We start from the raw sequence: 23,803 nt of genomic DNA on the forward strand, positions 1-23,803 counted from the left end.
GAATTCGCGCCTCGTTTCGCGCCTGCCCAGGTGGCGGAATTGGTAGACGCACTAGTTTCAGGTACTAGCGCTGCGAGGCGTGGGGGTTCGAGTCCCTTCCTGGGCACCAGCATGTAATGCGATGACGAAAAAAGCAAGGGCCGCCGGATTTTCTCCAGTGGCCCTTTCTTTTTCCTGTCCCTATTATTCGAAGGGATGCCTCAGAACGATGGTCTCTTCGCGATCCGGACCGGTCGAGATCATGTCCACCGGCACATCGCAAAGCTCTTCCATGCGCCGAATGTAGGCCCGCGCCTCGGCCGGCAGCCCGTCCAGCGTCTTGACGCCGACGGTGCTGCCCTTCCAGCCGGGCAGCGACTCGTAGATGGGCTCACAACACGCAAGGTCATCCGCACCCACCGGCAGAATGTCGGAAATGCTGCCATTGATGCGATAACCGGTGCAGATCTTGAGTTCCTCGACGCCATCGAGCACGTCCAGTTTGGTGATGCATAGCCCCGAGATACCGTTGATCTGGATCGCCCGCTTCAGGGCCGCGGCATCGAACCAGCCACAGCGGCGCGCGCGCCCCGTGGTGGCGCCGAATTCGTGGCCCTTGGTGGCCATGTGCTTGCCCACCGGGTCCTGCTTGTCCAATGCATCGTACAGCTCGGTCGGGAAGGGGCCGCCGCCCACCCGCGTGGTATAGGCCTTGGTGATGCCGAGGATGTAGTGCAGCATGCCCGGCCCGACCCCGGCACCGGCAGCGGCGGCACCGGCCACACAGTTGGAGGAGGTAACGAAGGGATAGGTGCCGTGATCGATGTCGAGCAGGGTGCCTTGGGCACCCTCGAACAACAGATTGGCCCCGGCCTTGTGCGCATCGTAGAGCGCACGCGGGACGTCGGCGATCATTCGAGTCATGCGTGGCGCGATGGCCATGGCGCCATCGTAGACCTGCTGGAAATCCACGGGCTCGGCACCATGGAAATTCTTCAGGACGAAGTTGTGGTATTCGAGAATTTCGCCAAGCCGCTCCGCGAAACGCTTCGGCTTGGTCAGATCCTGCAGGCGAAGGCCGCGCCGCGCAACCTTGTCCTCGTAGGCGGGACCGATGCCACGCCCGGTGGTACCGATCTTGTTGCTGCCGCGTGCAACCTCACGTGCCACGTCCATGGCCTGATGGTAGGGCAGGATCAATGGACAGGCTTCGGATATCTTCAACCGCGCCTCGGCATCGATGCCGGCCGCCGTAAGTTCGTCGAGTTCCTTGATCAGCGCCTCGGGCGACAGCACGACGCCGTTGCCTATGTAACAGGTGACTCCGGCGCGCAGGATGCCGGAGGGGACCAGATGCAGCACGGTTTTCTTGCCGCCGATGACCAGCGTGTGACCCGCGTTGTGACCGCCCTGAAAGCGCACCACACCTTGCGAGTGATCGGTCAGCCAATCGACGATCTTGCCCTTGCCCTCGTCGCCCCACTGGGTGCCGACGACTACGACGTTCTTTGCCATTTCAATATTCCTTCAGGGATTCAATAATCCAGTCTTCGCCGCTACGCACCAGAATCCGGTCGCAGCCAGCTTCGCGCCAGGAGCCTTCATGACCCGGCAGGGCCAGCACCACGCGCTCGCCCTGCGCACGCAGGCGCAAGGCCTCTGCGTGCAAGGCGTCATCCTCGGGCCATGGAGCGAGAATTGCGCCGCGTGCTTCACCATCCGGTGACAGCCGCACCAATTCACGCAAGTCCATGGAGAAACCGGTAGCCGGTCGAGCACGGCCGTAGGTGCGGCCAAAATCGTCATAGCGACCGCCCAGCGCCACGGCACTGGCACTGCCGGCACAATAGGCAGCAAAGGCGGCACCGCTGTGATAATGGTAACCACGCAAGTCTGCCAGGTCGAAGCTTAAGGGCAGGTCGGCCAGGGCATCCGCCAGTCGTCGCAGGTCCGACAGGGCTGCGGTAATTTCCGGCAAAGCCGGCAGGATCTGCGTCGCTCGCTCCAGCACTCGCCGGTCGCCGTACAGTTCGGGCAGAGCCAGTAGTGCGGAGCGAACAGGATCGGCCAGGCCGGCGACAAGTTCACGCACCGTCGGCACATCCTTGCCTTGCAGCGCGCCAAACAGGTCCTCTTCTGCCTGCGGCGCCAGACCCGCACTCCGGGTCAACGCGCGGAACACGGCAACGTGGCCGAGATCGAAGCGCGATGCGGTGATATTGCAGATCCCGAGCGAGGTCGCCAGCAGACGAATCACCTCGATGTCTGCCTCCAGGCCTCCGTGACCGTATAGTTCGGCCCCGATCTGCAACGGCTCACGGGTGGCATTGAAGCCGGCCGGCAGGGTGTGCAGCGCGCTGCCGCAATAGCACAGCCGCGTGACGCCCCTGCGATTCAGCAGATGGGCATCGATGCGGGCAACCTGCGGCGTGATGTCGGCACGCACGCCCATGCTGCGACCGGAAATCTGATCCACCAGCTTGAAGGTGCGCAAATCGAGGTCGTGAGAACTGCCGGTCAGCAAGGATTCGACATACTCAAGCAGCGGCGGGATGACGAACTCATAGCCGTGCCGGGCGAATTCATCAAGCAGGCTGCGCCGCAAGGACTCGATGCGAACCGCGTCGTGCGGCAGCACGTCTTCAATCGCTTCAGGCAGGAGCCAGCGCCTATTTGCCATGAGAGTCAGCGAAATACGGTGAGCAGGACGACGCCGACCAGCATCGACGACAATCCTATGAAGCGAATCTGCCCGTCGCTCAGTTCAGTCACACGGCGGAAGGTATCGCGCCAGACGCGCGGCACGAGAAAGGGCATGAGACCTTCGATCACCAGCATCAGGGCGAAAGCCAGCAGCAAGGTATTCAGCATTTCAAGCCGCACCTGCCCGAATCACTTGCCCTTGCCGCTGCTCTTCAGATACTTGAAGAACTCGGAATTGGGTTCGACGACGAGAAGGTCAGTCTTGCTCTTGAAGCTGCCACGATAGGCTTCGAGACTGCGATAGAAGGCATAGAACTCGGGGTTCTCGCCGAAGGCGCGATTGTAGATTGCGGCACCCTTGGCATCGCCCTCGCCCTTGATTTTCTGTGCATCGCGATAGGCCTCGGCCAGGATCACTTCGCGCTGACGATCGGCGTTGGCCTTGATCTTTTCGGCTTCCGCAGCCCCCTCGGAACGCAACTCATTGGCCACCCGCTTGCGCTCGGTTTCCATTCGGCGATAAACCGATTCGGATACTTCCGGCGGCAGGTCGACCCGCTTCAGGCGAACGTCGACAATTTCCACCCCGATCGTGCGCATGTCGGCATCGGCCTTCTTCTTTACCGAAACCATGATGTCGTCGCGAGCTCCGGAGACCACGTCATGCACCGTGCGCCGGCCGAACTCTTCGCGCAGGCCCGAATTGACGGTTTGCGACAGCCGCGTCCGGGCCAGCATCTCATCGCCGCCGACCGAGATGTAGTATTGCTTGACGTCGTGGATGCGCCATTTGACAAATGAATCCACCAGCACCGGCTTTTTCTCGGCAGTCAGGAAGCGTTCCGGTTCGGGCGAATCCATGGTCAGAATGCGCTTGTCGAAAATCCGCACGTTCTGGATCAGCGGCCACTTGAACGCGAGTCCGGGCTCGGAAACGACTTCCTTGATTTCGCCCAGCTGGAAAATGATCGCGAACTGACGCTGGTCGACCGTAAAAATCGTCATCGCAAACAACACGAGTAGGCCGAATATGAATGAAGCGACAAACGACAAATGGCGCTGCATCAACGTTCTCCCCGTTCGCGCGAGCCAAGATTGCCGCGCGCCCGCGCATCACCCGGCGCCGAGCGCTCGTTCTGCGGCGGCGCATCCAGCGTAGCCGCAGCTGATCCCGATACGAGACCGCGTGGAACTGCGGCGGTTTCCGCGGCCGCCGGCGGAGCGGAGGCAGCAGTTGCCTGCATCAGTTTGTCGAGCGGCAGATAGAGCAGGTTCCCCGGTCCCTTGGCATCGATCATCACCTTGCTGGTATTGGCGTACACCTGCTGCACGGTTTCTAGGTACATGCGGCTGCGGGTCACTTCCGGCGCCTTGCTGTATTCCGTGAGGATCTGCTTGAAGCGCGAAGCATCGCCCTCGGCGGTAACGATGATGCGCTGACGGTAGCCGGTGGCCTCCTCCATCAAGCGAGAGGCCGCGCCGCGCGCACGTGGAATCACGTCGTTGGCGTAGGCCTGGCCCTCGTTCTTCTGCCGCTCGCGGTCCTGCCCCGCCTTGACCGCATCGTCGAAGGCGGCCTGCACCTGCTCCGGCGGCTGCGTGCCCTGCATATTCACCGATCGGATCAGAATGCCGGTCTTGTAGCGATCGAGAATATCCTGAATCAGCTTTTGCGTATTCGCCGCGATCTGGTCGCGTCCCTCATAAAGCACGAAGTCCATCTTGTTCTTGCCGACCACTTCGCGAATCGCGGTTTCCGCCGCTTGCATGACAGTATCATCAGGATGACGGTTGTTGAACAAATAGGCCTGCGGGTCGGAAAGCAGGTACTGCACGGCAAACTGAACATTGACGATATTCTCGTCGTCGGTCAGCATCAGCGCCTCTTTCAGAACCTTGTTCTTGTCCGAGCCGCGATAGCCGACTTCGACCGTGCGCACACCGGTGACATTGACGATTTCATGGCTCTGGATCGGCCACGGCAAGCGCCAGCGCAGACCGGGCTCGGTGGTTTCCTTGAAGCGGCCGAACTGGAGTACCACGCCACGCTGGGAAGCATCCACGATATAGAAGCTGCTGCCCAGCCAGACCACGGCCACCAGCATCAGGATAATGCCGATACCACCGCCGAACTGCCTCGGGCTGATCGATGGCATCCGGTTGCCGGAATCGCCACCGCCATTGTCGCCACCGCCGCCCTTGTTGCCAAACAGGCCGGACAAACGGCGATTGAAATCGCGCCAGAGTTCTTCGAGATCGGGAGGGCCTTGATTGCCGCCGCCGCGCTTGCCACCACCGGGCTGGTTGCCCCAGCCGTGGTCGTTGAGAGACATGAGGATTCCGGCGATCACGTTGTTTTGGATTGGGTAGTCAAAGAAGGAGGAGTACGTCAGGGAACCATCAGGCTGCGGCGGCGGGAAATTCCTTGTGCCGACTTGCAGTTTCAGCAAGTGCCTCCCGCAGCAAGGACATCCCGGCCCCCGTGCGGGCACTGAGTCGAACGAACGAAATGTTACCACAGTCATCACGCTCGATCGCGGGGCTTGCCGCGGTCAGGTCAAGCTTGTTCCACACCAGGATCTGCGGCACGTCGAGCGCGCCGATCTCCTTCAATACCGCGCCTACCGCTTTGATCTGCTGGTCGCGATCGGGACTGGCGGCATCCACCACATGCAACAGCAAGTCGGCTTGTGCAGTCTCCTCAAGCGTGGCCTGAAAAGCCGCCACCAGGGCATGCGGCAGATCGCGGATGAAGCCGACCGTATCGGAGAGCACGATCGGCCCCGCACCTTCGATAAAGAGTCGGCGCGAAGTGGTATCCAGCGTGGCGAAGAGTTGGTCGGCGGCATAGGCCCCGGCCTTGGTCAAGGCGTTGAACAGAGTGCTCTTGCCGGCGTTGGTATAGCCGACCAGGGAGATCGCCAATACTTCGCCGCGAGTGCGCGCACGTCTGCGCACTTCGCGCTGGCGTCCCATTTGCTTCAGGCGGTCCTTGAGCAAGGCGACACGCTTGCCGAGCAGGCGACGATCGGTTTCAAGTTGCTTTTCACCCGGACCGCGCAGACCGATGCCTCCCTTCTGGCGCTCGAGGTGAGTCCAGCCGCGCACCAGTCGGGTCGCCAGATGCTGAAGCTGGGCGAGTTCGACCTGGAGCTTGCCCTCGTGGCTCTTGGCCCGCAGGGCAAAGATATCCAGAATCAGACTGCTGCGGTCTACCACGCGGCATTCCAGGGTGCGCTCGAGGTTGCGTTGCTGGCCGGGCGACAACTCATGGTTGAACACCACGACATCGGCTTCGTGCAGGCGCACCGCCTCGCCGATCTCGGCGACCTTGCCCTTGCCGGCAAACAGCGCAGGGTCTGGCCTTGCGCGTTTGCCGAAAATTACCGCAAGCGGGCGCGCGCGGGCGCTTGCGACCAGCAGTTTGAACTCCGAGAGACGCTCGGCGAAGTCGCCTTCGCCGAAATCAAGTTGCACCAGAACCGCATTCTCGCCGCTGGCGGGACGCTCGAACATCAGGGCGATGGCCTCATGGCGCTCGCCGGCGGCGGCAGATTGCGGTCAATCGGCTTCGGGATCCTGGGCAAAACTGACTGGACGCGCAGGCACGACCGTCGAAATGGCGTGCTTGTATACCATCTGGGTCACCGTATTCTTGAGCAGAACAACATACTGGTCGAAGGACTCGATCTGCCCCTGCAGTTTGATGCCATTGACGAGGTAGATGGAAACCGGAACATGTTCACGACGCAAAGTGTTCAGAAACGGGTCTTGTAGCATTTGCCCTTTATTACTCATGATGGGTAATCCTTATAGTTGCGGCCGCTGTGCTTGACACCGGTAAGGCTGGCGCCAGCCCTCACTGAAACTTCGCTTGCGGTCTATTGGTTTTGTGAGTCGAATACTGTAATCGATTTTGCGTCGCCGTGCCACCAGCGCCAACTTTGGCTCTGCATAGCCGGGATTTCTCATCGCAGACAAGTGTGTTGCATACCTGGGACGCCGCTTCGCAGGCAGGCGTCAATCGACGTAGGGGTTCTTGGTGGTCTTGTACTGAATGCGCAGCGGCGTCCCCTGCAGCTTGAATGCTTCGAGAAAATAACGCTCCAGGTAGCGGGTATACGAGGCCGGGATGTGTTCCAGCGCATTGCCGTGGATCACGATGATGGGTGGATTGCTGCCGCCCTGATGGGCGTAACGGAGTTTGGGACGGAAGGCGCCATGACGCGGCGGCGTCTGTTTTTCCACGGCGCCGATCAGCGCGCGGGTGAGTTTCGGGGTCGACATCTTGGCCATTGCCGCGGCGTATGCCTTATCCACCGAAGACAATATCCCGGCGATGCCCTGCCCTTTCAGGGCGGAAACATAATGAACGCGGGCAAAGCCGAGGAAATTCAGCTTGCGCGCAATGTCCAGCTTGATGATCTCGCGACGGTAGTTATCCACCGCATCCCACTTGTTTACGGCGACCACCAGCGCCCGTCCGGCATCGATGATGAAACCCGCGATGTGCGCGTCCTGGTCGGAGATTTCCTGGGTGGCATCGACCATCAGCACCACCACGTTGGCCTCCTCGACGGCCTGCAGGGTCTTGATCACCGAGAATTTTTCTATGGTCTCGAAGACGCGTCCCTTGCGGCGCAGTCCCGCCGTATCGATCAGGGTATAGGCGCGGCCATTGCGTTCGAACGGCACCTCGATGGCATCGCGCGTGGTGCCCGGCATGTCGAAGGCGATCACACGCTCCTCGCCGAGCAGGGTGTTGACGAAGGTGCTCTTGCCGACATTGGGACGGCCGGCGATGGCGACTCGGGGACCCGCCGCGGCATCGTCCGCTTCGCTGTGCTCGGGAAATGGCGCCAGCGCAAGCTCGACCAATTCGCGCACGCCCTCGCCGTGAGCCGAGGAAATCACGCAGGGATCGCCGCAGCCGAGTTCATAGAACTCCGCGGCCACCACCGCGCGGTCCATGCCTTCGCCCTTGTTCGCGGCAAGCAGCACGGGGCGCCCGCTGCGGCGCAGCAGTTCGGCGATAACCTTGTCCTGCGGCGCGAGACCGGTGCGCACGTCGACCAGGAAAATCAACACGTCGGCTTCGGCAATCGCCGCCTCGGCCTGGCGCGCCATTTCGAGAACGATGCCTTCCTTGGCCTGCGGCTCGAAACCGCCGGTATCGACCACGAGATAGGGCTTGTTGCCGAGACGGCCGTGCCCATAATGACGATCCCGGGTCAGTCCCGGCTGATCGGCCACCAGCGCATCGCGCGAGCGCGTGAGACGATTGAACAGCGTCGATTTGCCGACATTCGGCCGACCGACGATCACCAGGGTTGGTTTCATGCTAAGCCGACACCCGCGGCGTTATCTGTGTGACGGAGATACAAAAGACTAACGCGCTTCGAGCGCATACAAGCCACCATTCGCGGTCTGCACCAGAAAACCGGCGCCGAAACGCACCGGCTCGGCACGCACCGCGCTGCCGTCGGTCGTGGCGCGCGCGGCAAAAGCGCCGTCTTCGCGCCGCAACAAGTGCACCACGCCCTGATAGTCGGCGACGGCGACATAGCTGCCAAGCGCCAGCGGCCGCGACAGGCTGCGCAGGGTCAGCTTGTCCTGCTTCCAGATGCTGGCACCGCTGGTGCGGTCGAGCGCATGCACCGCCCCTTTGTCGTCGGTGACGTAGACATAGCGATTGTCGATGTCGAGGCCGGCGCTGGAGGACATCTCGCGCGACCAGAGGGTATTGCCAGTGTTGCTGTCAAAGCAGGCGGCTCGCCCCTGGAAGGCTGCGGCGCAGACGGTACTGCCGCTCACCACAGGGGAACTGGTGACGTCGGCGACGCGCTCCAGTTCGGTTGCGCCCTTGGGCAAGGCGACCGTCACTTCCCAGACAGCGGCACCGTTGTTGTTGGCGATCGCCACCAGTTTGCCGCCCGGGAACCCAGCCAACGTCACTTTGCCGGCGGTCACCACGCCGACATTGGAACGCAGCGACAGTGTCGGCGTGCTGCGCTGATAGACCCAGCGCCGCTTGCCGTCCACCGCGTCGAAACCGAAGATGCGCGAATCGCCTGAACGAACGATGGCCAGCCCCTCGGTCACGGCCGGTGCCGCCAACACTTCCGAGCTGACGCGCGCCTTCCACAATTCGCGGCCGTTGGCGGCATCGAAGGCCAGCACTTCGCCCTTCGGGGTACCGACCACGACCAGTTTGCCGTCGCTGCCGACGCCCCCGGAAATCGGCTGGCCGGCGACAATGCGCCAGACCTGGCGTCCGCCATCGAAGCGAGCGATGGCGCCGTCGCGCGCTGCCGCATAGACGCTATCGCCCACCACGGCAGGCGAAAACGCGAATTCACCGGCACTGCCGACGCTCGCCTGCCATGCGCTCCTCAGTTCCGCCGTCGATTGGATCGGAGCGAGTTCGGCCGGCTTGACCTTGGGTCCGCTGGAACCGAAAGGGTTCAGCTTCTCCACCGTCGAGCAGGCGCCCAAGGCCAGCGCGGCAAGCACCGCCAGCAACTTCACCGGCGCCACGGGCACGCTCACTTGGCCGCCCCGAGCGCGTCGCGCTTGGCCTGGATCACTTCCTTGTAGCCGCCGCGCTGGCGCGCCTCGTCATCCTTGGCCAGGGCGTCGAATTTCTCCAGCGCATTGTCATAGGCATTGCGCGCCTCGGCGATCTTGCCTTGCGCAGCGAACACGTCGCCGCGCAATTCGGCGAAGCGCGGCGCAAATGCAGGCGTCGGTTCGGCGGCGAGCTGCTTCGTGGCTTCGTCGTAGGCCTTCTCATCGAGCATCACCGCCGCCAGTCGCAGTCGGGCCAGTTCGCGCAGCCCGGGATCCTTGGCATTCTCCGCCGCCCAGGCCAGTTGCACACGGGCATTCTTCCCGTCGCCCGCATCCACCTGTACCCGCGCCGCCAGCAGCGCCCCCATGCCGGCATAGGCCGTAAGGGAATACTTGTCGATCAATTCACCGGCGAGTTCGCGCGCACGCTTGGCGTCCCGCTGCATCGCCGCGGTCTGCAGGCTGGAATACACCGCCGAGGCCTTGACCGCCTGCTGTCGCTGCCACCAGTTCCAGCCCTGCCATCCCGCCACGGCCAGCGCCACGACGACCAGTATTCCGGTCACCAGATTGCCGTACATCGTCCACCAGGTTTTCAGCTCGTCGAGCTGTTCCTGTTCTTCCAGGTCATAGGTTGCCATTGTCGTCTTCCAGGGGGAAAAGAATATCGCCGAGATGATCGGCCAGATCGTCGAAACTCACGCGAACCTGCGTTGCGGGCTGGTCGAGCCCCGAGCGCAGCGGTTTCACGCTGACGGCATTGGCCGCCGTCTCGTCATCGCCAACTATCAGCGCAAGCTGCGCGCCGGAACTGTCGGCCTTTTTCATTTGCGACTTGAAGCTGCCGCCACCGCAGTGCAAATGGATCGCGAAACCGGCGCTGCGCAAGGCTTCCGCGACGCGAAAGGCAAAGCGACCGGCGGCCTCGCCCTGATGCACGAGATAGGCATCGGGTGCCGGGGTTTCGTGGCGATGGCCCTGATCCTGCCACAGCGCCAGCAGGCGCTCGATGCCCATGGCGAAGCCGCAGGCCGGCGCAGGCTTGCCGCCGAGTTGCGCGACCAGTCCGTCGTAGCGGCCGCCCGCGCAGACCGTGCCTTGCGCGCCGAGCTGATCGGTGACCCACTCGAACACCGTGAGGTTGTAGTAGTCCAAGCCGCGCACCAGGCGCGGGTTGATGCGATAAGGAATCACCGCATCCTTGAGCAGTTGCTGCACGCCCTCGAAGTGCTTCAGCGATTCCTCGCCGAGATAGTCGATCAGCTTCGGTGCCGCCTCGACCAGGGCCTGCAAGGCGGGATTCTTGGTATCCAGGATGCGCAGCGGATTGCTGTGCAGGCGGCGCTGGGCATCGGCATCGAGCTGGTCGTGGTGAGCTTCGAGATAGGCGAGCAGATCGGCACGGTGGCGTGCGCGCTCATCGCTCTGACCGAGCGAGTTGATTTCGAGCCGGATGCCATTGAGCCCGAGGTCGTCCCACAGACGCGCGCACATTGCAATCTGCTCGGCATCGATGTCGGGGCCGGCAAAGCCCATGGCCTCCACGCCCACCTGATGGAACTGGCGATAGCGGCCCTTCTGCGGGCGTTCGTGGCGGAACATCGGCCCCATGTACCACAGCCGCTTGGGGCCGTCGTAGAGCAGATTGTGCTGCAGCACGGCGCGCACGCAGGACGCCGTGCCCTCCGGACGCAGCGTCAGGCTTTCGCCGTTCAGCGCATCCTCGAAGGAATACATTTCCTTCTCGACGATGTCGGTCACGGCGCCGATGGCGCGCGCGAACAGCGGCGTCGGCTCCACCATGGGCATGCGGATCGGGCGGTAGCCATAGGCGCGCAACCAGTCGCGCACGGCTTCCTCGAACTGCTCCCAGAGTTCGGCGTCGACCGGCAGGATGTCGTTCATGCCGCGGATGGCTTGCAGGGTTTGGCTCATAAAATCTTTTTGCCACAGAGGACACAGAGATCACAGAGGAAAACGTCTTTCTCTGTGTCCTCTGTGACCTCTGTGGCTAATGGTTTTGCCTTTCTGGATATTTCTTCGTCACGTAATCGTCGACGATGACGCGGAATTCGGCGGCGATGTTGTCGCCGCGCAGCGTGATGACCCGTTCGCCGTCGACATACACCGGCGCCACCGGCGCTTCGCCGGTGCCGGGCAGCGAGATGCCGATGCTGGCGTGCTTGCTTTCGCCGGGCCCATTGACCACGCAGCCCATCACGGCCAGCGTCATGTTCTCGACACCCACGCGCGCCAGGCGCCATTCCGGCATGCGCTCCCGCACATAGCTCTGGATGTCCTGCGCCAATTCCTGGAACACTGTGCTGGTGGTGCGTCCGCAACCGGGACAGGCTGCCACGAGTGGAGTGAAGGCGCGCAGGCCCATGGTCTGCAGGATTTCCTGGGCGACGATGACTTCGCGCGTGCGGTCGCCGTTCGGTTCGGGCGTCAGCGACACGCGTATCGTGTCGCCGATGCCTTCCTGCAACAGCACGCTGAGCGCAGCCGTGGAGGCCACGATGCCCTTGCTGCCCATGCCGGCTTCGGTCAATCCCAGATGCAGGGGGTAGTCGCAGCGCGCTGCCAGTTCGCGGTAAATCGCGATCAGGTCCTGCACGCCTGAGACCTTGCACGAAAGCACGATGCGATCGCCGGGCAGACCGACTTGCTCGGCCTGCGCCGCCGACTCCAGGGCGGAGGTGACCATCGCCTCGCGCATGATCTCGGTGGCATCCTTCGGCTCGGGGCGCCTGGCGTTCTCGTCCATGATGCGGGCCAGCAGGGCCTGATCGAGGCTACCCCAATTCACGCCGATGCGGATCGGCTTGTCGAACTTGCAGGCGATTTCGATCAACTGCGCAAACTGCTCGTCGCGCCGGGCGCCCTTGCCGACGTTGCCGGGATTGATGCGCAGCTTGGCCAGGGCCTCGGCACAAGCCGGATGCTCGGTCAGCAGCTTGTGGCCATTGAAATGGAAATCTCCGATCAGCGGCACGTCGACATTCATCTGCGCCAGACGCTCGCGGATCTTCGGCACCGCAGCGGCTGCTTCGCGCGTATTGACCGTAATGCGCACCAGTTCCGAGCCGGCACGCGCCAGTTGCGCCACCTGCATCGAAGTGGCGAATACGTCCTCGGTATCGGTGTTGGTCATCGACTGGATCACGATCGGCGCCGTGCCGCCAACGCCAACTGTTCCCACCATGGCGAGACGGCTCGCGCGCCGCGCGGTCGACTCTCTTGACTGCATGCTCATTCCAGGCTGAACCGGGCGACTTCTTCGCGGGTGTGCGGTTTGAGATCGATGCTGCGCTCGCCCATGAACAGGCGAACACCGGAGGCCTTGCCGATCCAGACCTGGAACGGCGCCTTGCCTTCGACGTTCTGCCGCGTACCCGCCGGGTACTCGCCGACATACACGATCTTTTGTGTCGCGTCGCGAATCTCGATCCAGGAACGATCATCGAATTCAACCCGCAGGCCGCCGGACGACGGCGCACCCGACACGGCGCTGGAGCTTTCGGGCTGGTTCTCGGGCACGGGTGCCGGCGCGACGGCGACCGGCGCCGGAGCTGGGGCAGCAAGCTGACTGGGCGGGGCCACGGCAACAGCACCATCCGTACCGAGCAGGCGCAGCGTCAAGCCCTCGTTACCCGCCAAGGTCAAATACCAGTAGGCGGCCAACACCAGCACGACGAGAAGGACGCCGACAGCAATGAGTTTGGGGGGAATCTGCTCGATGAAATTCGAATGCTCAGCTTCGCCCATGTTGGTAGGCGGACGTACATCGGCCTCGGGTACCGGCACGGCCGGATCAAGCTGGGCGAGCAAGGGTGCTGCATCGAGCTTGAGAAACTTGGCATAGTTGCGCACCAAGCCACGCACCGCAGTCGAGCCCGGCAGGCTGGCGTAATCATCCCGCTCGAGTGCCTCGATCTGCCGCGCGCTGAAGCGTATCACTTGCACGACATCGGCAATCGACTGACCGCGCGACTCACGCGCCCGGCGCAGCACGAACCCCGGCGTGTTCGACTCGGGTGACTCGACAAGCTCCACCTCGTCCAACGCTGCCGGTTCGGTGTCCAGGCCCTCAAGCGCCCGCGCTTCAGTCATATTGCCCCTGCGCCAACAAACGCTGTTCCGGCGAACCGAGGAACCGACGCCGCAATTGCGTCGCATAGCGCGCCTCCGCCTCGCGATTGCCCAATTTCCGCTCGATACGCAAAGCGAGCCAGATCACCTCGGCAGTGGGTTCCATCATTTTCTCGATATCCGTGGTCCACTGCCGCGCCTCGGAATGGCGCCCCTTACGATAGGCGATATCGGCCAGCCAGAACAGCGCCTGGGTATTGGTCGGCGACAGGCGCAACGCGGTCAGCAGATAGTCTTCAGCCGCCTTGTCTTGCTTCAGGCGCAGCGAGCATATGCCGGCATTGGTGTAGGGCTTGGTCGGTGTCGTGTACAGCGGATTCTGCGCTGCTGCCATGAAATGGCTTATTGAAAGTTGCTCGCGGCCGCTCTGACAGAGGAACCAGCCGTAGTTGTTGCTGATTTCCGGATCGCCTGGCGCCAGGCGCAGGGCCTTCTGAAAGCTTTCCTCAGCCAGCCGGGTTTCGTTGAGCACCATGTGAGTGAGGCCCAGCAGATTGTATGCAGGTGCGTAATTGGGATCGGCCGAAAGCGCAATCCGCGCTTCCTCGAGTGCAATCGCGGAACGACCATCGAGCATGTACAAGGACCCGAGTTCGGTATGCACCTTGGCGCGCTGCTGTTGCTCGTTTTCCGCCGGCTGAGCGGAGACCGCCTGTTGCGCACTCTGGCCGGAGCCGCCCCCGGTTGCCGTGCAGCCGGCCAGCAGTAGTGCCGTCCAAATCGCGACTAGGGTCTTGTTCATGGGTGCAGTTCGACTCCGGCAGTGGTGCGGGTATCGGAGGCCGCGGCACGCAGTACGCGTCGCGACTTGTCCTGCACCTTGCCGGCGAGTTGCCCGCAAGCTGCATCGATGTCGTCGCCGCGCGTCTTGCGCGTCGTGGTGACGATGCCACCGTTGATAAGAATGGAGGCGAAGCGCCTGACCCGTTCGGCCGGAGAGCGATGAAAGCCGGAAGCCGGAAAGGGATTGAAAGGAATCAGGTTGAACTTGCAGGGAACGTCACGCACCAGATGCAACAGTGCGCGCGCATCGGCATCGCTGTCATTGACGCCATCGAGCATCACGTATTCGAAGGTGATGAAGTCGCGCGGCGCATGCAGCAAATAGCGCTGACATGCGGCCATGAGCTCGGCGAGCGGATACTTGCGGTTGATCGGCACCAGTTTGTCGCGCAGGCCGTCGGTCGGCGCATGCAGGGAAACTGCCAGGGCGACCGGACAGGCCTCGGCCAGGCGATCCATGGCCGGCACGATGCCGGAAGTCGATACCGTGACGCGCCGCCGCGACAGGCCGTAGGCGTTGTCGTCCAGCATCAGGCGCAGCGCCGGCACCAGATTGTCGAAGTTGGCCAGGGGTTCGCCCATGCCCATCAGAACGACATTGCTGATGAGGCGCTCGCCGCAGTTGCCGCTCGCCGGATCACGCCCCAGCGCGCGATTGGCCTGCCACAACTGGCCGATGATCTCGGCCGTGGTGAGGTTGCGGTTGAAACCCTGGCGACCGGTGGAGCAGAAGGCGCATTCGAGCGCGCAACCGGCCTGGGACGAAATGCAGAGTGTGCCGCGGTCATCCTCAGGGATGAAAACGGTTTCCACCGCATTGCGGTTGCCGACGTCGAACAGAAACTTGCGCGTACCGTCATCCGACAGCTTGTCGCTGATAGTTGGCGGTGGCGATACGGTGGCGGTTGCGAGGAGTTTCTCGCGCAGCGACTTGGCGATGTCGGTCATCGCATTGAAGTCGCTCTCCCCGAAATGATGCATCCAGCGCAGCACCTGGCGTGCGCGAAAGGGCTTTTCGCCCTGCTGCGCGAACCAGGCTGTCAGGCCTTCGGCATCGAAATCGAGGAGGTTGACGGTCATCGCAATTTAACGCGAGTAGACATTCAGCGCCGGGAAGAAATAGGCGATCTCGACGGCGGCGGTTTCCGCCGCGTCGGAGCCGTGCACGGCATTGGCATCGATGCTGTCGGCAAAATCGGCGCGGATGGTGCCGGCCTCGGCCTTCTTCGGATCGGTGGCGCCCATCAGGTCGCGGTTCTTGGCAATGGCACCTTCGCCTTCCAGGACCTGAACCATGACCGGACCTGAAATCATGAATTCGACCAGATCCTTGAAGAAGGGACGCGCCTTGTGCACGGCATAAAATCCTTCGGCCTCCTGGCGCGAGAGATGAATCATGCGCGCGGCGACGATCTTGAGACCGTTCGTCTCGAAGCGGGAATAAATCTTGCCGATCACGTTCTTTGCAACTGCATCGGGTTTGATGATCGACAGGGTGCGTTCGACAGCCATTACTTTCTCCAGAACAGGTTGAACTACAAGTCTTTGTCAGTCAAAAAGCTAACGTGATATTTTAGCTCAGTTTCTTACCCGAAACCCGGCTGGCACCGGGTCTGTGCCCACAAAAAACAAGGGCCCGGCGATGCCGGGCCCTTGTCGCTGACGCGAAGAATCTTTACATCATGCCCAAGTAACGCGGGAACCAGAGCGACAGGCCCGGCCAATAGGTCACAACCACCAAATAGCCAAGCATGGCAAGCAGCCAAGGCCAAACCGCAACCGTCAGTTCGGTAATCCCCATCTTGGTAATACCCGACGCCACATAGAGGTTGAGGCCGACCGGCGGATGGCACATCCCGACTTCCATGTTCACCACCATCATGATGCCGAAGTGCACCGGATCGATGCCCAGCTTGACCGCCACCGGGAAAAGTATCGGCGCGAAGATCAGTACGATCGAGGACGGTTCCATGAAGTTGCCGGCCAGCAGCAGGATGACGTTGCAGGCGAGCAGGAAGGTGATCATGCCCAGGCCGTGGCCCAACATCCAGTCGGCCAGCGCCTGCGGAATGTTCTCGTTGGTCATGATGAAGGAGAACAGTACGGCATTGGTGATGATGTAGAGCAGCATCGCCGACATGTTGGCCGAATTGAGCAGCACGCGCGGGACGTCCTTTATCCCGAGGTCCTTGTAGACGAAAACCGCCACAAAGAACGCGTAGACCGCGCTCATCGCCGCCGCCTCTGTCGGCGTGAACATGCCGCTGTAGATGCCGCCCATGACGATGACGATCAGCAGCAGGCCCCAGGCGGATTCGCGGAAAGTCTTGAAGCGCTCGGCAAAGGACGCCTTGGGCAAGCGCGGATAGTCATACTTTCGCGCACGGTAGTAGGTCACCGCACCCAAAGTCAGAGCCAGGCCAAGTCCTGGCACGACCCCCGCCATGAACAAGGCGCCGACCGAGGTATTGGTCGCCACCGAGTACATGACCATCACGATCGATGGCGGAATCAGGATGCCCAGTGCGCCCGAGGTGGTGATCACGCCGGCGCCGAACTTGTTCGGAAAGCCCGCCTTGACCATGGCCGGCAGCAGGATAGAGCCGATCGCCACCACCGTCGCCGGGGAAGAGCCGGAAATCGCCGCGAACAAGGCGCAGGCAACCACGCCGGATAAGCCGAGGCCGCCGTACCAGTGTCCGACCATCGACGAAGCGAACCGGATCATGCGTTTCGCCACCCCGCCGTGAGTCAGGAAGTTGCCGGCGAGGATGAAGAACGGAATCGCCATGATCTCGAACTTCTCGATGCCCGTGAACAGCTTCAGCGCCACGGACTCCAGCGGCACATGCGTGAATAGAAATAGAAAACTGAGCACGGTAAGGCCGAGGGAAATCGAAATCGGCATGCCTGTAAGCATCAGAGCCAGGAGCAGCAGAAAAATGATGGTCGCGTTCATTTCGGCTCGCCTCCGAGATCGATCTTGCGTCGATCCGGATCGACCGGCGCAGCCACCTTGCGGCGATCATCGCCAACCATGGAGTGCTTGAGGTCGCGCATATGCAGGTTGTCATCCAGACCATAGAAATCGACGTCCACCGGCACCGTCTCCTCTTCAAGGCCATCGACGTGGCCGTGATCGTGATGCGGCAACTCGCCGGTCTTGAGGAAACCGACGAGCACTTGCAGAAAGCGGAAGCACATCAGGCTGGTGCCGAGAGGGATCGCCGAATAAACCATCCAGGTCGGCCATTCGAGATCCGGCGTCGTCGGTCCTTGGGGAATGTCGCCGACAGGCATTCCCGTCAGAGTAAGAAACGCATAATGTGCACCGTTTTCCCAGACAAAATAGGCCCCCAGCGTTCCCACGATGCCGGTGAAGGTCGCTCCGGCGAGCAGGCCGAAGATTATGAATTTCTTTCGCATCCTTTCGTCGAGCCGGTTGATCAGCACATCGACACCGACGTGAATACCGGTACGTACGCCGTAGGCGGCACCGAACTTTGCCATCCAGACGAACATGATGATGGTCAGTTCCTGCGCCCAGCCCAGATCGAGGGCCAGCAGCCAATCCTGCAGACCGGGGATGCTCATTCCGGCGGCGTAGCGATGGATCACCGCGACGAAAATGATCAGCGTCGCGGCGCCCATGAGGAAGGTAATGATCAATTCCTCAAGGCGATCGAGATATTTCATGTGGTGAACTCCCCGAGCAGCGACGTGCCTGCCGACCGAAATGTTGGGTTTTGCAAAAACCGCCGGCGCGTTGCTGCGCCGGCTGAGTATTGCGTGACGGCTTACAGCTTGCTCGGATCGAAGCCAGTCTCTTTGTAGATCGACTGGATAGTCTCCTTGCCGATGCGCGACTCCATATCCGCATGGGTCTTCACCAAAGCTTTCTTGAACGCGGTGCGCTCAGCAGCGGTCGGCGTATGGACTTGGGTTTTCCCCGACGCCTTGATCTTGTCGAGAGCACCATCGTTTTCCGACTTGGCGATTCCATTGGCATACACGGTCGCCTCCTTCATTGCCTGCTCCAGCTGGCCGCGAACGTCGCCCGGCAGTCCATCCCAGAATTTCTTGTTGGTGATCACCGCGTAGCCCAGGTAGCCATGCTCGGTCAAGGTCATGTGCTTTTGCACTTCATGCATCTTTTGTGTGTAGAGATTCGAGTGCGGATTCTCGGTGCCGTCCACCACGCCGGTCTGCAGCGCCTGATAGACCTCGGAGAAGGCCATAACCTGAGGCAAGGCGCCCAGGGCGCGCATCTGCGATTCCAGCACCTTCGAGGACTGGATCCTCATCTTGAGGCCCTTGAAATCCGCCGGAGACATCAGCGGCTTGTTGGCCGAGAAGGACTTGAACCCGTTGTCCCAGAATGCCAGCCCCTTGATGCCCTTGGGTTCCAGTTTGGCCAGCAATGAGGCGCCGACAGGACCCTGCGTGATCTTGTGGAGTTCGGCCGTGTTATCAAAGATGTAAGGCAAATCGAAAGCTTCGAATTCCTTGGCGCCGAGCGGGCCGAACTTTGCCAGCGACGGTGCCAGCATCTGTACCGCGCCCAGTTGCAGCGCTTCCATCTCTTCCTTGTCCTTGTATAAGGCGCTGTTGGCATAGACCTCGACCTTGACCTTGCCCTTGGTCAGTTCCGCCGCCTTCTTGGCGAAGAATTCCGAGGCCTTGCCCTTCGGCGTATCGGCCGCCACCACATGGCTGAACTTGATCACGATCGGCGCCTGGGCCATCGCTATCGCCGAGAAAGTCGCGGCTACAAGGCCGATAAACGCTGTGCGAATTTTCATTTTGAATCCTCCTGGATATTTTGCCTACATCAATCAAGCCGCACGCCAAGGTGCGTTGCGGTCCGCGCATTTTCCGCAGAGTACGGACTACTGGCTATTGTGGATTTCCGCAAACATCACCTTGACTTGCGAGGCGCGCTAACATCGCGCCATGAAACCCCCAACGCAAGCGCCGTTACCAGAGCGAACCAGTCGCTGGCGCTGGCTGTGGATATTACCCCGGCTGGCCTTTATTCTGTTCGTTGGCGGCGTGGCGTTGCTGCTCTGGATGTCCGATCGCGCCGACAAGGAGGAGAGGCGCACAACCTTGATCAGCGACATCCTGTGGCTGGAACAGAACCTGCGCTTCCATCTGACTCGGAACGAGGAACTACTCGGACGAATCGATCTTGTCCATACATCCGATGGGAAGGCCTTCGAAACCTTCGCCAGGACGCTGTTTGGCTTCGAGAGTGGCCTGCGGCAAGTGATTTGGCTCGACCCGGAAGGAAAAATCGTACAGGCCCATCCGGCGGCAATGGATCCCAATCTGGTGGGTGAGGCGATCGAAGCAATGCCTTCGCGACAAAGCTTCCGCCTGGCGCGATCGTTGGGAAAGCCGGTCTACAGTGCGGCGTATCCTTTCTTTACCAACGATTGGCAATTCGAGGTTCATGTCCCGGTGTCACGAGAGGGAAGGGTCGTCGGGGTGGCAGTCGGCATCTACCGAGTGCGGGATATCCTCGGCGATAGCGTCCCGTGGTGGCTCGCGGAACGCTATCGCATCAGCATCGTGGGTGACTCAGGCAAGATTCTTGGAACGCGATCGAAGATCGAGTCCGCCGTTACCGACGAGGGCTACCAGGTCGCCTTCGACCCACCAGGCTGGGGACTTGCCCTGCATGCCGTGCCCTACCACGCGCCAAGACCGCTGGCGAGCGTACTGTTGTCGACCAGCCTGGTGATACTTGCCATGATCGTGCTGGGGAGCCTCTGGATTTTGCGTCGCCACGTGCTCCGTCGCCAAGCCGTCGAGGAACAGCTGCGCCAGGAACATGCATTCCGCAAGGCAATGGAAGACTCTCTCGATACGGGGATGCGGGCGCGAAATCTCGACGGAGAGATTATTTACGTCAATCCGGCTTTCTGCCGCATGATCGGCTGGTCCGCATCCGAGCTAATAGGTCGTCGCCCACCCATGCCCTACTGGGTCGACGACTATCTGGACGAAACCCGTGCGATTCACGATCGCGTGCTTGCCGGGGAAGGCCCCGGAGAGGGCTTCGAGTTGAAGTTCAAACGCCGTAGTGGAGAAGTCATCGATGTCCTGATCCATGAAGCGCCCCTGATCGATGCGCGCGGCCAACATTCGGGCTGGATGGGATCGATGGTGGACATTACCGAGCGCAAGCAGGCGGCAGAACGTGCCCGACAGCAACAGGATCGCCTGCAATCGACGGCACGCCTGGTAGCGGTCGGCGAAATGGCATCGAGCATTGCGCATGAATTGAACCAGCCCTTGGCAGCCATATCGAGCTACTGTACCGGCGCGTCAAATCTCCTGCGCAACCATGCGCCGGCAACGGAAGTCTTGCCCGCATTGGACAAGGCGGTGGAGCAGGCTTGGCGCGCAGGACAAGTCATACGCCGTATATACAGCCTCGTCCGCCCAAGCGGAAATCGCTTCGAGAAGATCCTTCTCGGAGAACGCATAGATGCGGCACTGGGTCTGCTGGACGCGGACATCCGCCAGAACGGCATCCGCATGACGCTTGATCTGCTGGATCACGTCGTAGTGGACGGTGATCCCGTGCTGATCGAGCAGGTACTCTTCAATCTGTTGCGCAATGCAATCGATTCGATGCAGGACAGCGGTCCCGAGCTGCGACAGATATCGATCGGACTGAACTGTGCCGAAGGTTATGCCCGGCTAACGATTGCCGATCGCGGTTGCGGAATCGACCCTGGCGCTGTCGACAAACTGTTTGATCCACTGTTTTCCACCAAGGCTGAAGGCATGGGCATGGGACTGGCAATCTGCCGCTCAGTAGTAGAAAATCACCGGGGTAGATTGTCGTTCGAGAGCAACCCCGGAGGGGGAACGACGTTCCGCATTCTGCTGCCTCTCGCTATGCAATGAACTCGCCCACGGTACAAATAGTCGACGACGACGCGGCGGTACGCGATGCCCTGCAATGGCTGTTGCAGTCGCGATGTGTTGCCTCGCGGACCTGGGAGTCCGGGGAAGCCTTTCTCGACTTTGTCAGCCCCAAGCTGTGCGGCTGTCTGCTGCTCGATGTGCGAATGCCCGGCATGAGCGGAATAGAGTTATTCGACCGGCTACGAGCGCTCAAGTGCCGCCTTCCCGTCATCTTTCTGACCGGTCACGGTGATGTACCCATGGCGGTGCAGGCGCTAAAGGACGGTGCGTTCGATTTTATTGAAAAACCTTACGACGACAATGCGCTCGTAGACAAGGTCCTGGCCGCAATCGACCATGACACACGGCGCTACGCGAAGGATGGATCGCTCCTGCTATTGCAGCAAAGACTGGCGCAGCTCACTCAGCGCGAACAGGAAGTGATGCAGCTGATACTGGCGGGTAAGCTGAACAAGGTCATCGCCGACGAACTCAGTATCGCGATGCGCACCGTCGAGGTCCATCGATCCCATATTTTCGAGAAGATGCAGGTGCGCTCGGCGGTCGAGTTGTCACAAGTCCTTGGTGTGCTCGGCGACGCCCGGGATTACTAAACCAGGTTTCTGAAATGCAGCTTGCCGGCCTCGCACCACAGCGAATAGCGCTCGAGGTCGATGCGCGGATGCCGATCACTGCCCGCGGTCAGTAACTGACGTACGAACTCTGTGAGTCGTGCCTCGTCCGGCGGCTGAACATGGTGCCATTTCAGCATGGCCCGCAACAGATTTCTGGCGCGGGGGTCGGACATCTCCCGAAACAGCTTCCGTGACAGGGGAAATTCGGCGGGACAATCGCCAAGATCCAGACAGGCCAGATCATCAAGCAAGGAGTCGGCCGCGCCGAACCGGCCTGCTGCAGCAGCAAGATGCTCGTTTGCCCGCGGAAAGCGCGAACTAATCAACGGAAGAATCTCACGTCGCAGAAAATTTCTTGTATATCGCGTGTCCGCGTTGCTCTCGTCATCGATCCATGTCAGTTGATGGTGTTTCGCATACGCAAACAAAGCGGCGCGCCCTAGTCCCAGGAGGGGTCGCATCAGGCGCCCGCGTCCCTCCGGCATCGCCGCCGCACCACGCACCCCGGCGCCACGCAGCAGGTTATGCAGCACGGTTTCGGCCTGATCATCGGCATGGTGAGCAAGAAGAATCCAGTCGGCGGGATGCGCATCGAAAGCCTGGTGCCGAACACGGCGCGCCGCAGCTTCCATGCCCTCGCCGCTGCAACGCGGTACATCGACCCGAATCACCGTAAGCGAAATTTCTTGCGCCCGACAGAAACTCGCGCAGGATTCGGCCCAGGCATCGGCATTCGCGCTGAGCCCATGATGAACGTGAAGCGCCGACAAATCGCAACTGACACTGTCCGCCAACCGATTTGCGACGTGCAGCAGCACGGTCGAATCGAGTCCGCCGGAATAAGCCACGACGAGCGACTGATTCTGCCTGACGTACCGGGAAAGGCAGGCGGCGACAGCCTGCAAGACGGCCTCAGTGAATGGCCTGTTCCTTGAAGCGGCCATAACTCATCAAACGATCGAAGCGCCGCTCGATGAGCTCGCTTGACGACAAACCGGCAAGCTGCTTGAGTGCTTCTTGCAGAGACTTTTTGACATTCTGCGCGATAAGGCGATAGTCGCGATGGGCGCCGCCGACCGGCTCGTTGATGATGCGATCGATCAAACCCAGAGACTTGAGGCGAGGTGCCGTAATGCCCATCGTCTCGGCCGCGTCGCCGGCACGCTCGGCACTTTTCCAAAGAATCGACGCACATCCTTCGGGAGAGATTACGGAATACGTCGAATACTGAAGCATGGCGAGTACGTCGGCAACGGCGATTGCCAAGGCGCCGCCGGAGCCACCCTCGCCGATCACCGTGGCAATCAACGGAACCTTCAACTCGGTCATGACCGCCAGGTTGCGGCCGATCGCCTCCGACTGCCCTCGCTCTTCTGCATCGATGCCGGGATATGCCCCTGGGGTATCGACAAAGGTAAAAATCGGAAGTCCGAATTTTTCGGCCAGCCGCATCAGGCGCAGCGCCTTTCGGTATCCCTCGGGGCGTGGCATGCCGAAATTGCGATGAATCTTTTCCTTCGTATCACGGCCCTTCTGGTGGCCAATCACCATGCACGATTGTCCGTTGAAGCGGGCCAAGCCGCCGACAATCGCGTGATCATCGGCGTAATTGCGATCGCCGTGAAGTTCCTGAAAGTCGGTGAATACCAGTTGCAGATAGTCCAGCGTGTACGGCCGCTGCGGATGTCGCGCAACCAAGGCGCATTGCCATGGGGTGAGCTTCGCATAGATGTCTTTGGTGAGACTTTGACTCTTTGCGTCGAGGCGGGAAATCTCCTCGGAAATGTCGACCGCCGAATCGTCCTGTACGAAGCGCAGTTGTTCAATCTTCGCTTCAAGTTCCGCGATCGGCTGTTCGAACTCCAGAAAGCTTGTTTTCATGAAGCCATTTTAGCAGGCGGCAACAGCAATTTTTCACGGGGAATCCGTGACGGAACACACGAGGCAAATTTCCGTTCCCCCAAAGTCAAAAACCCCCTACCGGCAATCCGGAGGGGGTTTTTATGGGGAGTCTGGCGTTGACCTACTTTCTCACACGGTGAAGTGCAATATCATCGGCG

The 23,803-nt window shown here is 61.2% G+C and carries 23 protein-coding genes and 1 tRNA gene; 3 read left to right on the forward strand and 21 right to left on the reverse strand.

Annotated elements, in window-relative coordinates; genetic code table 11:
- Positions 1 to 24: 24 nt before the first annotated feature.
- Positions 25 to 109 (forward strand) — tRNA-Leu (locus RMO95_RS03415).
- Positions 110 to 183: 74 nt separating this feature from the next.
- On the opposite strand, the gene RMO95_RS03420 is transcribed toward RMO95_RS03415, so the two are convergent.
- The 19 genes from RMO95_RS03420 to RMO95_RS03510 all read right to left on the reverse strand — a co-directional run bounded on the left by RMO95_RS03420 (position 184) and on the right by RMO95_RS03510 (position 18,989).
- Positions 184 to 1,494 (reverse strand): adenylosuccinate synthase, encoded by a 1,311-nt coding sequence (locus RMO95_RS03420; RefSeq protein ID WP_310449188.1) that lies wholly within the window; start codon positions 1,492 to 1,494, stop codon positions 184 to 186.
- Between the two features lies 1 nt (position 1,495).
- Positions 1,496 to 2,659 (reverse strand): ATP phosphoribosyltransferase regulatory subunit, encoded by a 1,164-nt coding sequence (locus RMO95_RS03425; RefSeq protein WP_310449189.1) that lies wholly within the window; start codon positions 2,657 to 2,659, stop codon positions 1,496 to 1,498.
- 5 nt (positions 2,660 to 2,664) lie between these two features.
- Positions 2,665 to 2,850 (reverse strand): DUF2065 domain-containing protein, encoded by a 186-nt coding sequence (locus RMO95_RS03430; RefSeq protein ID WP_310449190.1) that lies wholly within the window; start codon positions 2,848 to 2,850, stop codon positions 2,665 to 2,667.
- A gap of 21 nt (positions 2,851 to 2,871) precedes the next feature.
- A complete protein-coding gene (gene hflC / locus RMO95_RS03435; protein WP_409574922.1) occupies positions 2,872 to 3,687 on the reverse strand; it encodes a protease modulator HflC in 816 nt (271 codons plus the stop codon).
- Between the two features lie 59 nt (positions 3,688 to 3,746).
- Entirely contained in the window at positions 3,747 to 5,015 is a 1,269-nt protein-coding gene (gene hflK / locus RMO95_RS03440) for an FtsH protease activity modulator HflK (RefSeq protein ID WP_310449209.1), read from the reverse strand.
- Between the two features lie 67 nt (positions 5,016 to 5,082).
- Positions 5,083 to 6,198: a ribosome rescue GTPase HflX gene (gene hflX, locus RMO95_RS03445; RefSeq protein ID WP_310449192.1), complete on the reverse strand. Its 1,116-nt coding sequence runs from the start codon at positions 6,196 to 6,198 to the stop codon at positions 5,083 to 5,085.
- A gap of 45 nt (positions 6,199 to 6,243) precedes the next feature.
- Entirely contained in the window at positions 6,244 to 6,480 is a 237-nt protein-coding gene (hfq, locus tag RMO95_RS03450) for an RNA chaperone Hfq (RefSeq protein ID WP_310449193.1), read from the reverse strand.
- 222 nt (positions 6,481 to 6,702) lie between these two features.
- Positions 6,703 to 8,022, reverse strand: coding sequence for a ribosome biogenesis GTPase Der (der, locus tag RMO95_RS03455; RefSeq protein WP_310449194.1), 1,320 nt, complete (start codon positions 8,020 to 8,022; stop codon positions 6,703 to 6,705).
- A 48-nt stretch (positions 8,023 to 8,070) separates the two neighbouring features.
- Positions 8,071 to 9,231, reverse strand: coding sequence for an outer membrane protein assembly factor BamB (gene bamB / locus RMO95_RS03460; RefSeq protein WP_310449195.1), 1,161 nt, complete (start codon positions 9,229 to 9,231; stop codon positions 8,071 to 8,073).
- Complete coding sequence (locus tag RMO95_RS03465; protein ID WP_310449196.1) at positions 9,228 to 9,893, reverse strand: tetratricopeptide repeat protein; 666 nt, start codon at positions 9,891 to 9,893, stop codon at positions 9,228 to 9,230. The genes bamB and RMO95_RS03465 overlap by 4 nt, the downstream gene beginning before the upstream one ends.
- Positions 9,880 to 11,187, reverse strand: a complete 1,308-nt coding sequence (hisS, locus tag RMO95_RS03470) for a histidine--tRNA ligase (protein ID WP_310449197.1) — start codon at positions 11,185 to 11,187, stop codon at positions 9,880 to 9,882. Before hisS ends, RMO95_RS03465 begins: the two co-directional genes overlap by 14 nt.
- A 76-nt stretch (positions 11,188 to 11,263) precedes the next feature.
- Positions 11,264 to 12,508 (reverse strand): flavodoxin-dependent (E)-4-hydroxy-3-methylbut-2-enyl-diphosphate synthase, encoded by a 1,245-nt coding sequence (gene ispG / locus RMO95_RS03475; RefSeq protein WP_409574921.1) that lies wholly within the window; start codon positions 12,506 to 12,508, stop codon positions 11,264 to 11,266.
- Positions 12,505 to 13,365, reverse strand: a complete 861-nt coding sequence (locus tag RMO95_RS03480) for a helix-turn-helix domain-containing protein (RefSeq protein WP_310449199.1) — start codon at positions 13,363 to 13,365, stop codon at positions 12,505 to 12,507. Before RMO95_RS03480 ends, ispG begins: the two co-directional genes overlap by 4 nt.
- Positions 13,358 to 14,146 (reverse strand): type IV pilus biogenesis/stability protein PilW, encoded by a 789-nt coding sequence (gene pilW, locus RMO95_RS03485; protein ID WP_310449200.1) that lies wholly within the window; start codon positions 14,144 to 14,146, stop codon positions 13,358 to 13,360. Before pilW ends, RMO95_RS03480 begins: the two co-directional genes overlap by 8 nt.
- On the reverse strand, positions 14,143 to 15,267 hold the full coding sequence (rlmN, locus tag RMO95_RS03490) for a 23S rRNA (adenine(2503)-C(2))-methyltransferase RlmN (protein ID WP_310449201.1): 1,125 nt from the start codon (positions 15,265 to 15,267) through the stop codon (positions 14,143 to 14,145). Before rlmN ends, pilW begins: the two co-directional genes overlap by 4 nt.
- 6 nt (positions 15,268 to 15,273) lie before the next feature.
- Complete coding sequence (gene ndk / locus RMO95_RS03495; RefSeq protein ID WP_041097610.1) at positions 15,274 to 15,699, reverse strand: nucleoside-diphosphate kinase; 426 nt, start codon at positions 15,697 to 15,699, stop codon at positions 15,274 to 15,276.
- 163 nt (positions 15,700 to 15,862) lie between these two features.
- Positions 15,863 to 17,146: a TRAP transporter large permease subunit gene (locus RMO95_RS03500; protein WP_310449202.1), complete on the reverse strand. Its 1,284-nt coding sequence runs from the start codon at positions 17,144 to 17,146 to the stop codon at positions 15,863 to 15,865.
- Positions 17,143 to 17,883 (reverse strand): TRAP transporter small permease, encoded by a 741-nt coding sequence (locus RMO95_RS03505; protein WP_310449203.1) that lies wholly within the window; start codon positions 17,881 to 17,883, stop codon positions 17,143 to 17,145. Before RMO95_RS03505 ends, RMO95_RS03500 begins: the two co-directional genes overlap by 4 nt.
- A gap of 101 nt (positions 17,884 to 17,984) precedes the next feature.
- On the reverse strand, positions 17,985 to 18,989 hold the full coding sequence (locus RMO95_RS03510) for a TRAP transporter substrate-binding protein (protein WP_310449204.1): 1,005 nt from the start codon (positions 18,987 to 18,989) through the stop codon (positions 17,985 to 17,987).
- A gap of 151 nt (positions 18,990 to 19,140) precedes the next feature.
- Between RMO95_RS03510 and RMO95_RS03515 the strand changes: the two genes are divergently transcribed.
- The gene (locus RMO95_RS03515; protein WP_310449205.1) at positions 19,141 to 21,108 is read left to right on the forward strand and encodes a PAS domain S-box protein; all 1,968 of its coding nucleotides are present in this window, start codon (positions 19,141 to 19,143) and stop codon (positions 21,106 to 21,108) included.
- The gene (locus RMO95_RS03520; RefSeq protein ID WP_310449206.1) at positions 21,105 to 21,722 is read left to right on the forward strand and encodes a response regulator transcription factor; all 618 of its coding nucleotides are present in this window, start codon (positions 21,105 to 21,107) and stop codon (positions 21,720 to 21,722) included. Before RMO95_RS03515 ends, RMO95_RS03520 begins: the two co-directional genes overlap by 4 nt.
- On the opposite strand, the gene tilS is transcribed toward RMO95_RS03520, so the two are convergent.
- Entirely contained in the window at positions 21,719 to 22,648 is a 930-nt protein-coding gene (tilS, locus tag RMO95_RS03525; protein ID WP_310449207.1) for a tRNA lysidine(34) synthetase TilS, read from the reverse strand. The genes RMO95_RS03520 and tilS overlap by 4 nt on opposite strands.
- Positions 22,649 to 22,655: 7 nt before the next feature.
- Positions 22,656 to 23,624, reverse strand: a complete 969-nt coding sequence (locus RMO95_RS03530; RefSeq protein WP_310449208.1) for an acetyl-CoA carboxylase carboxyltransferase subunit alpha — start codon at positions 23,622 to 23,624, stop codon at positions 22,656 to 22,658.
- Between the last annotated feature and the right edge of the window lie 179 nt (positions 23,625 to 23,803).

The sequence above is a fragment of the Sulfuritalea sp. genome (genome assembly GCF_031426875.1).
In the GTDB taxonomy this organism is placed as follows: domain Bacteria; phylum Pseudomonadota; class Gammaproteobacteria; order Burkholderiales; family Rhodocyclaceae; genus Sulfuritalea.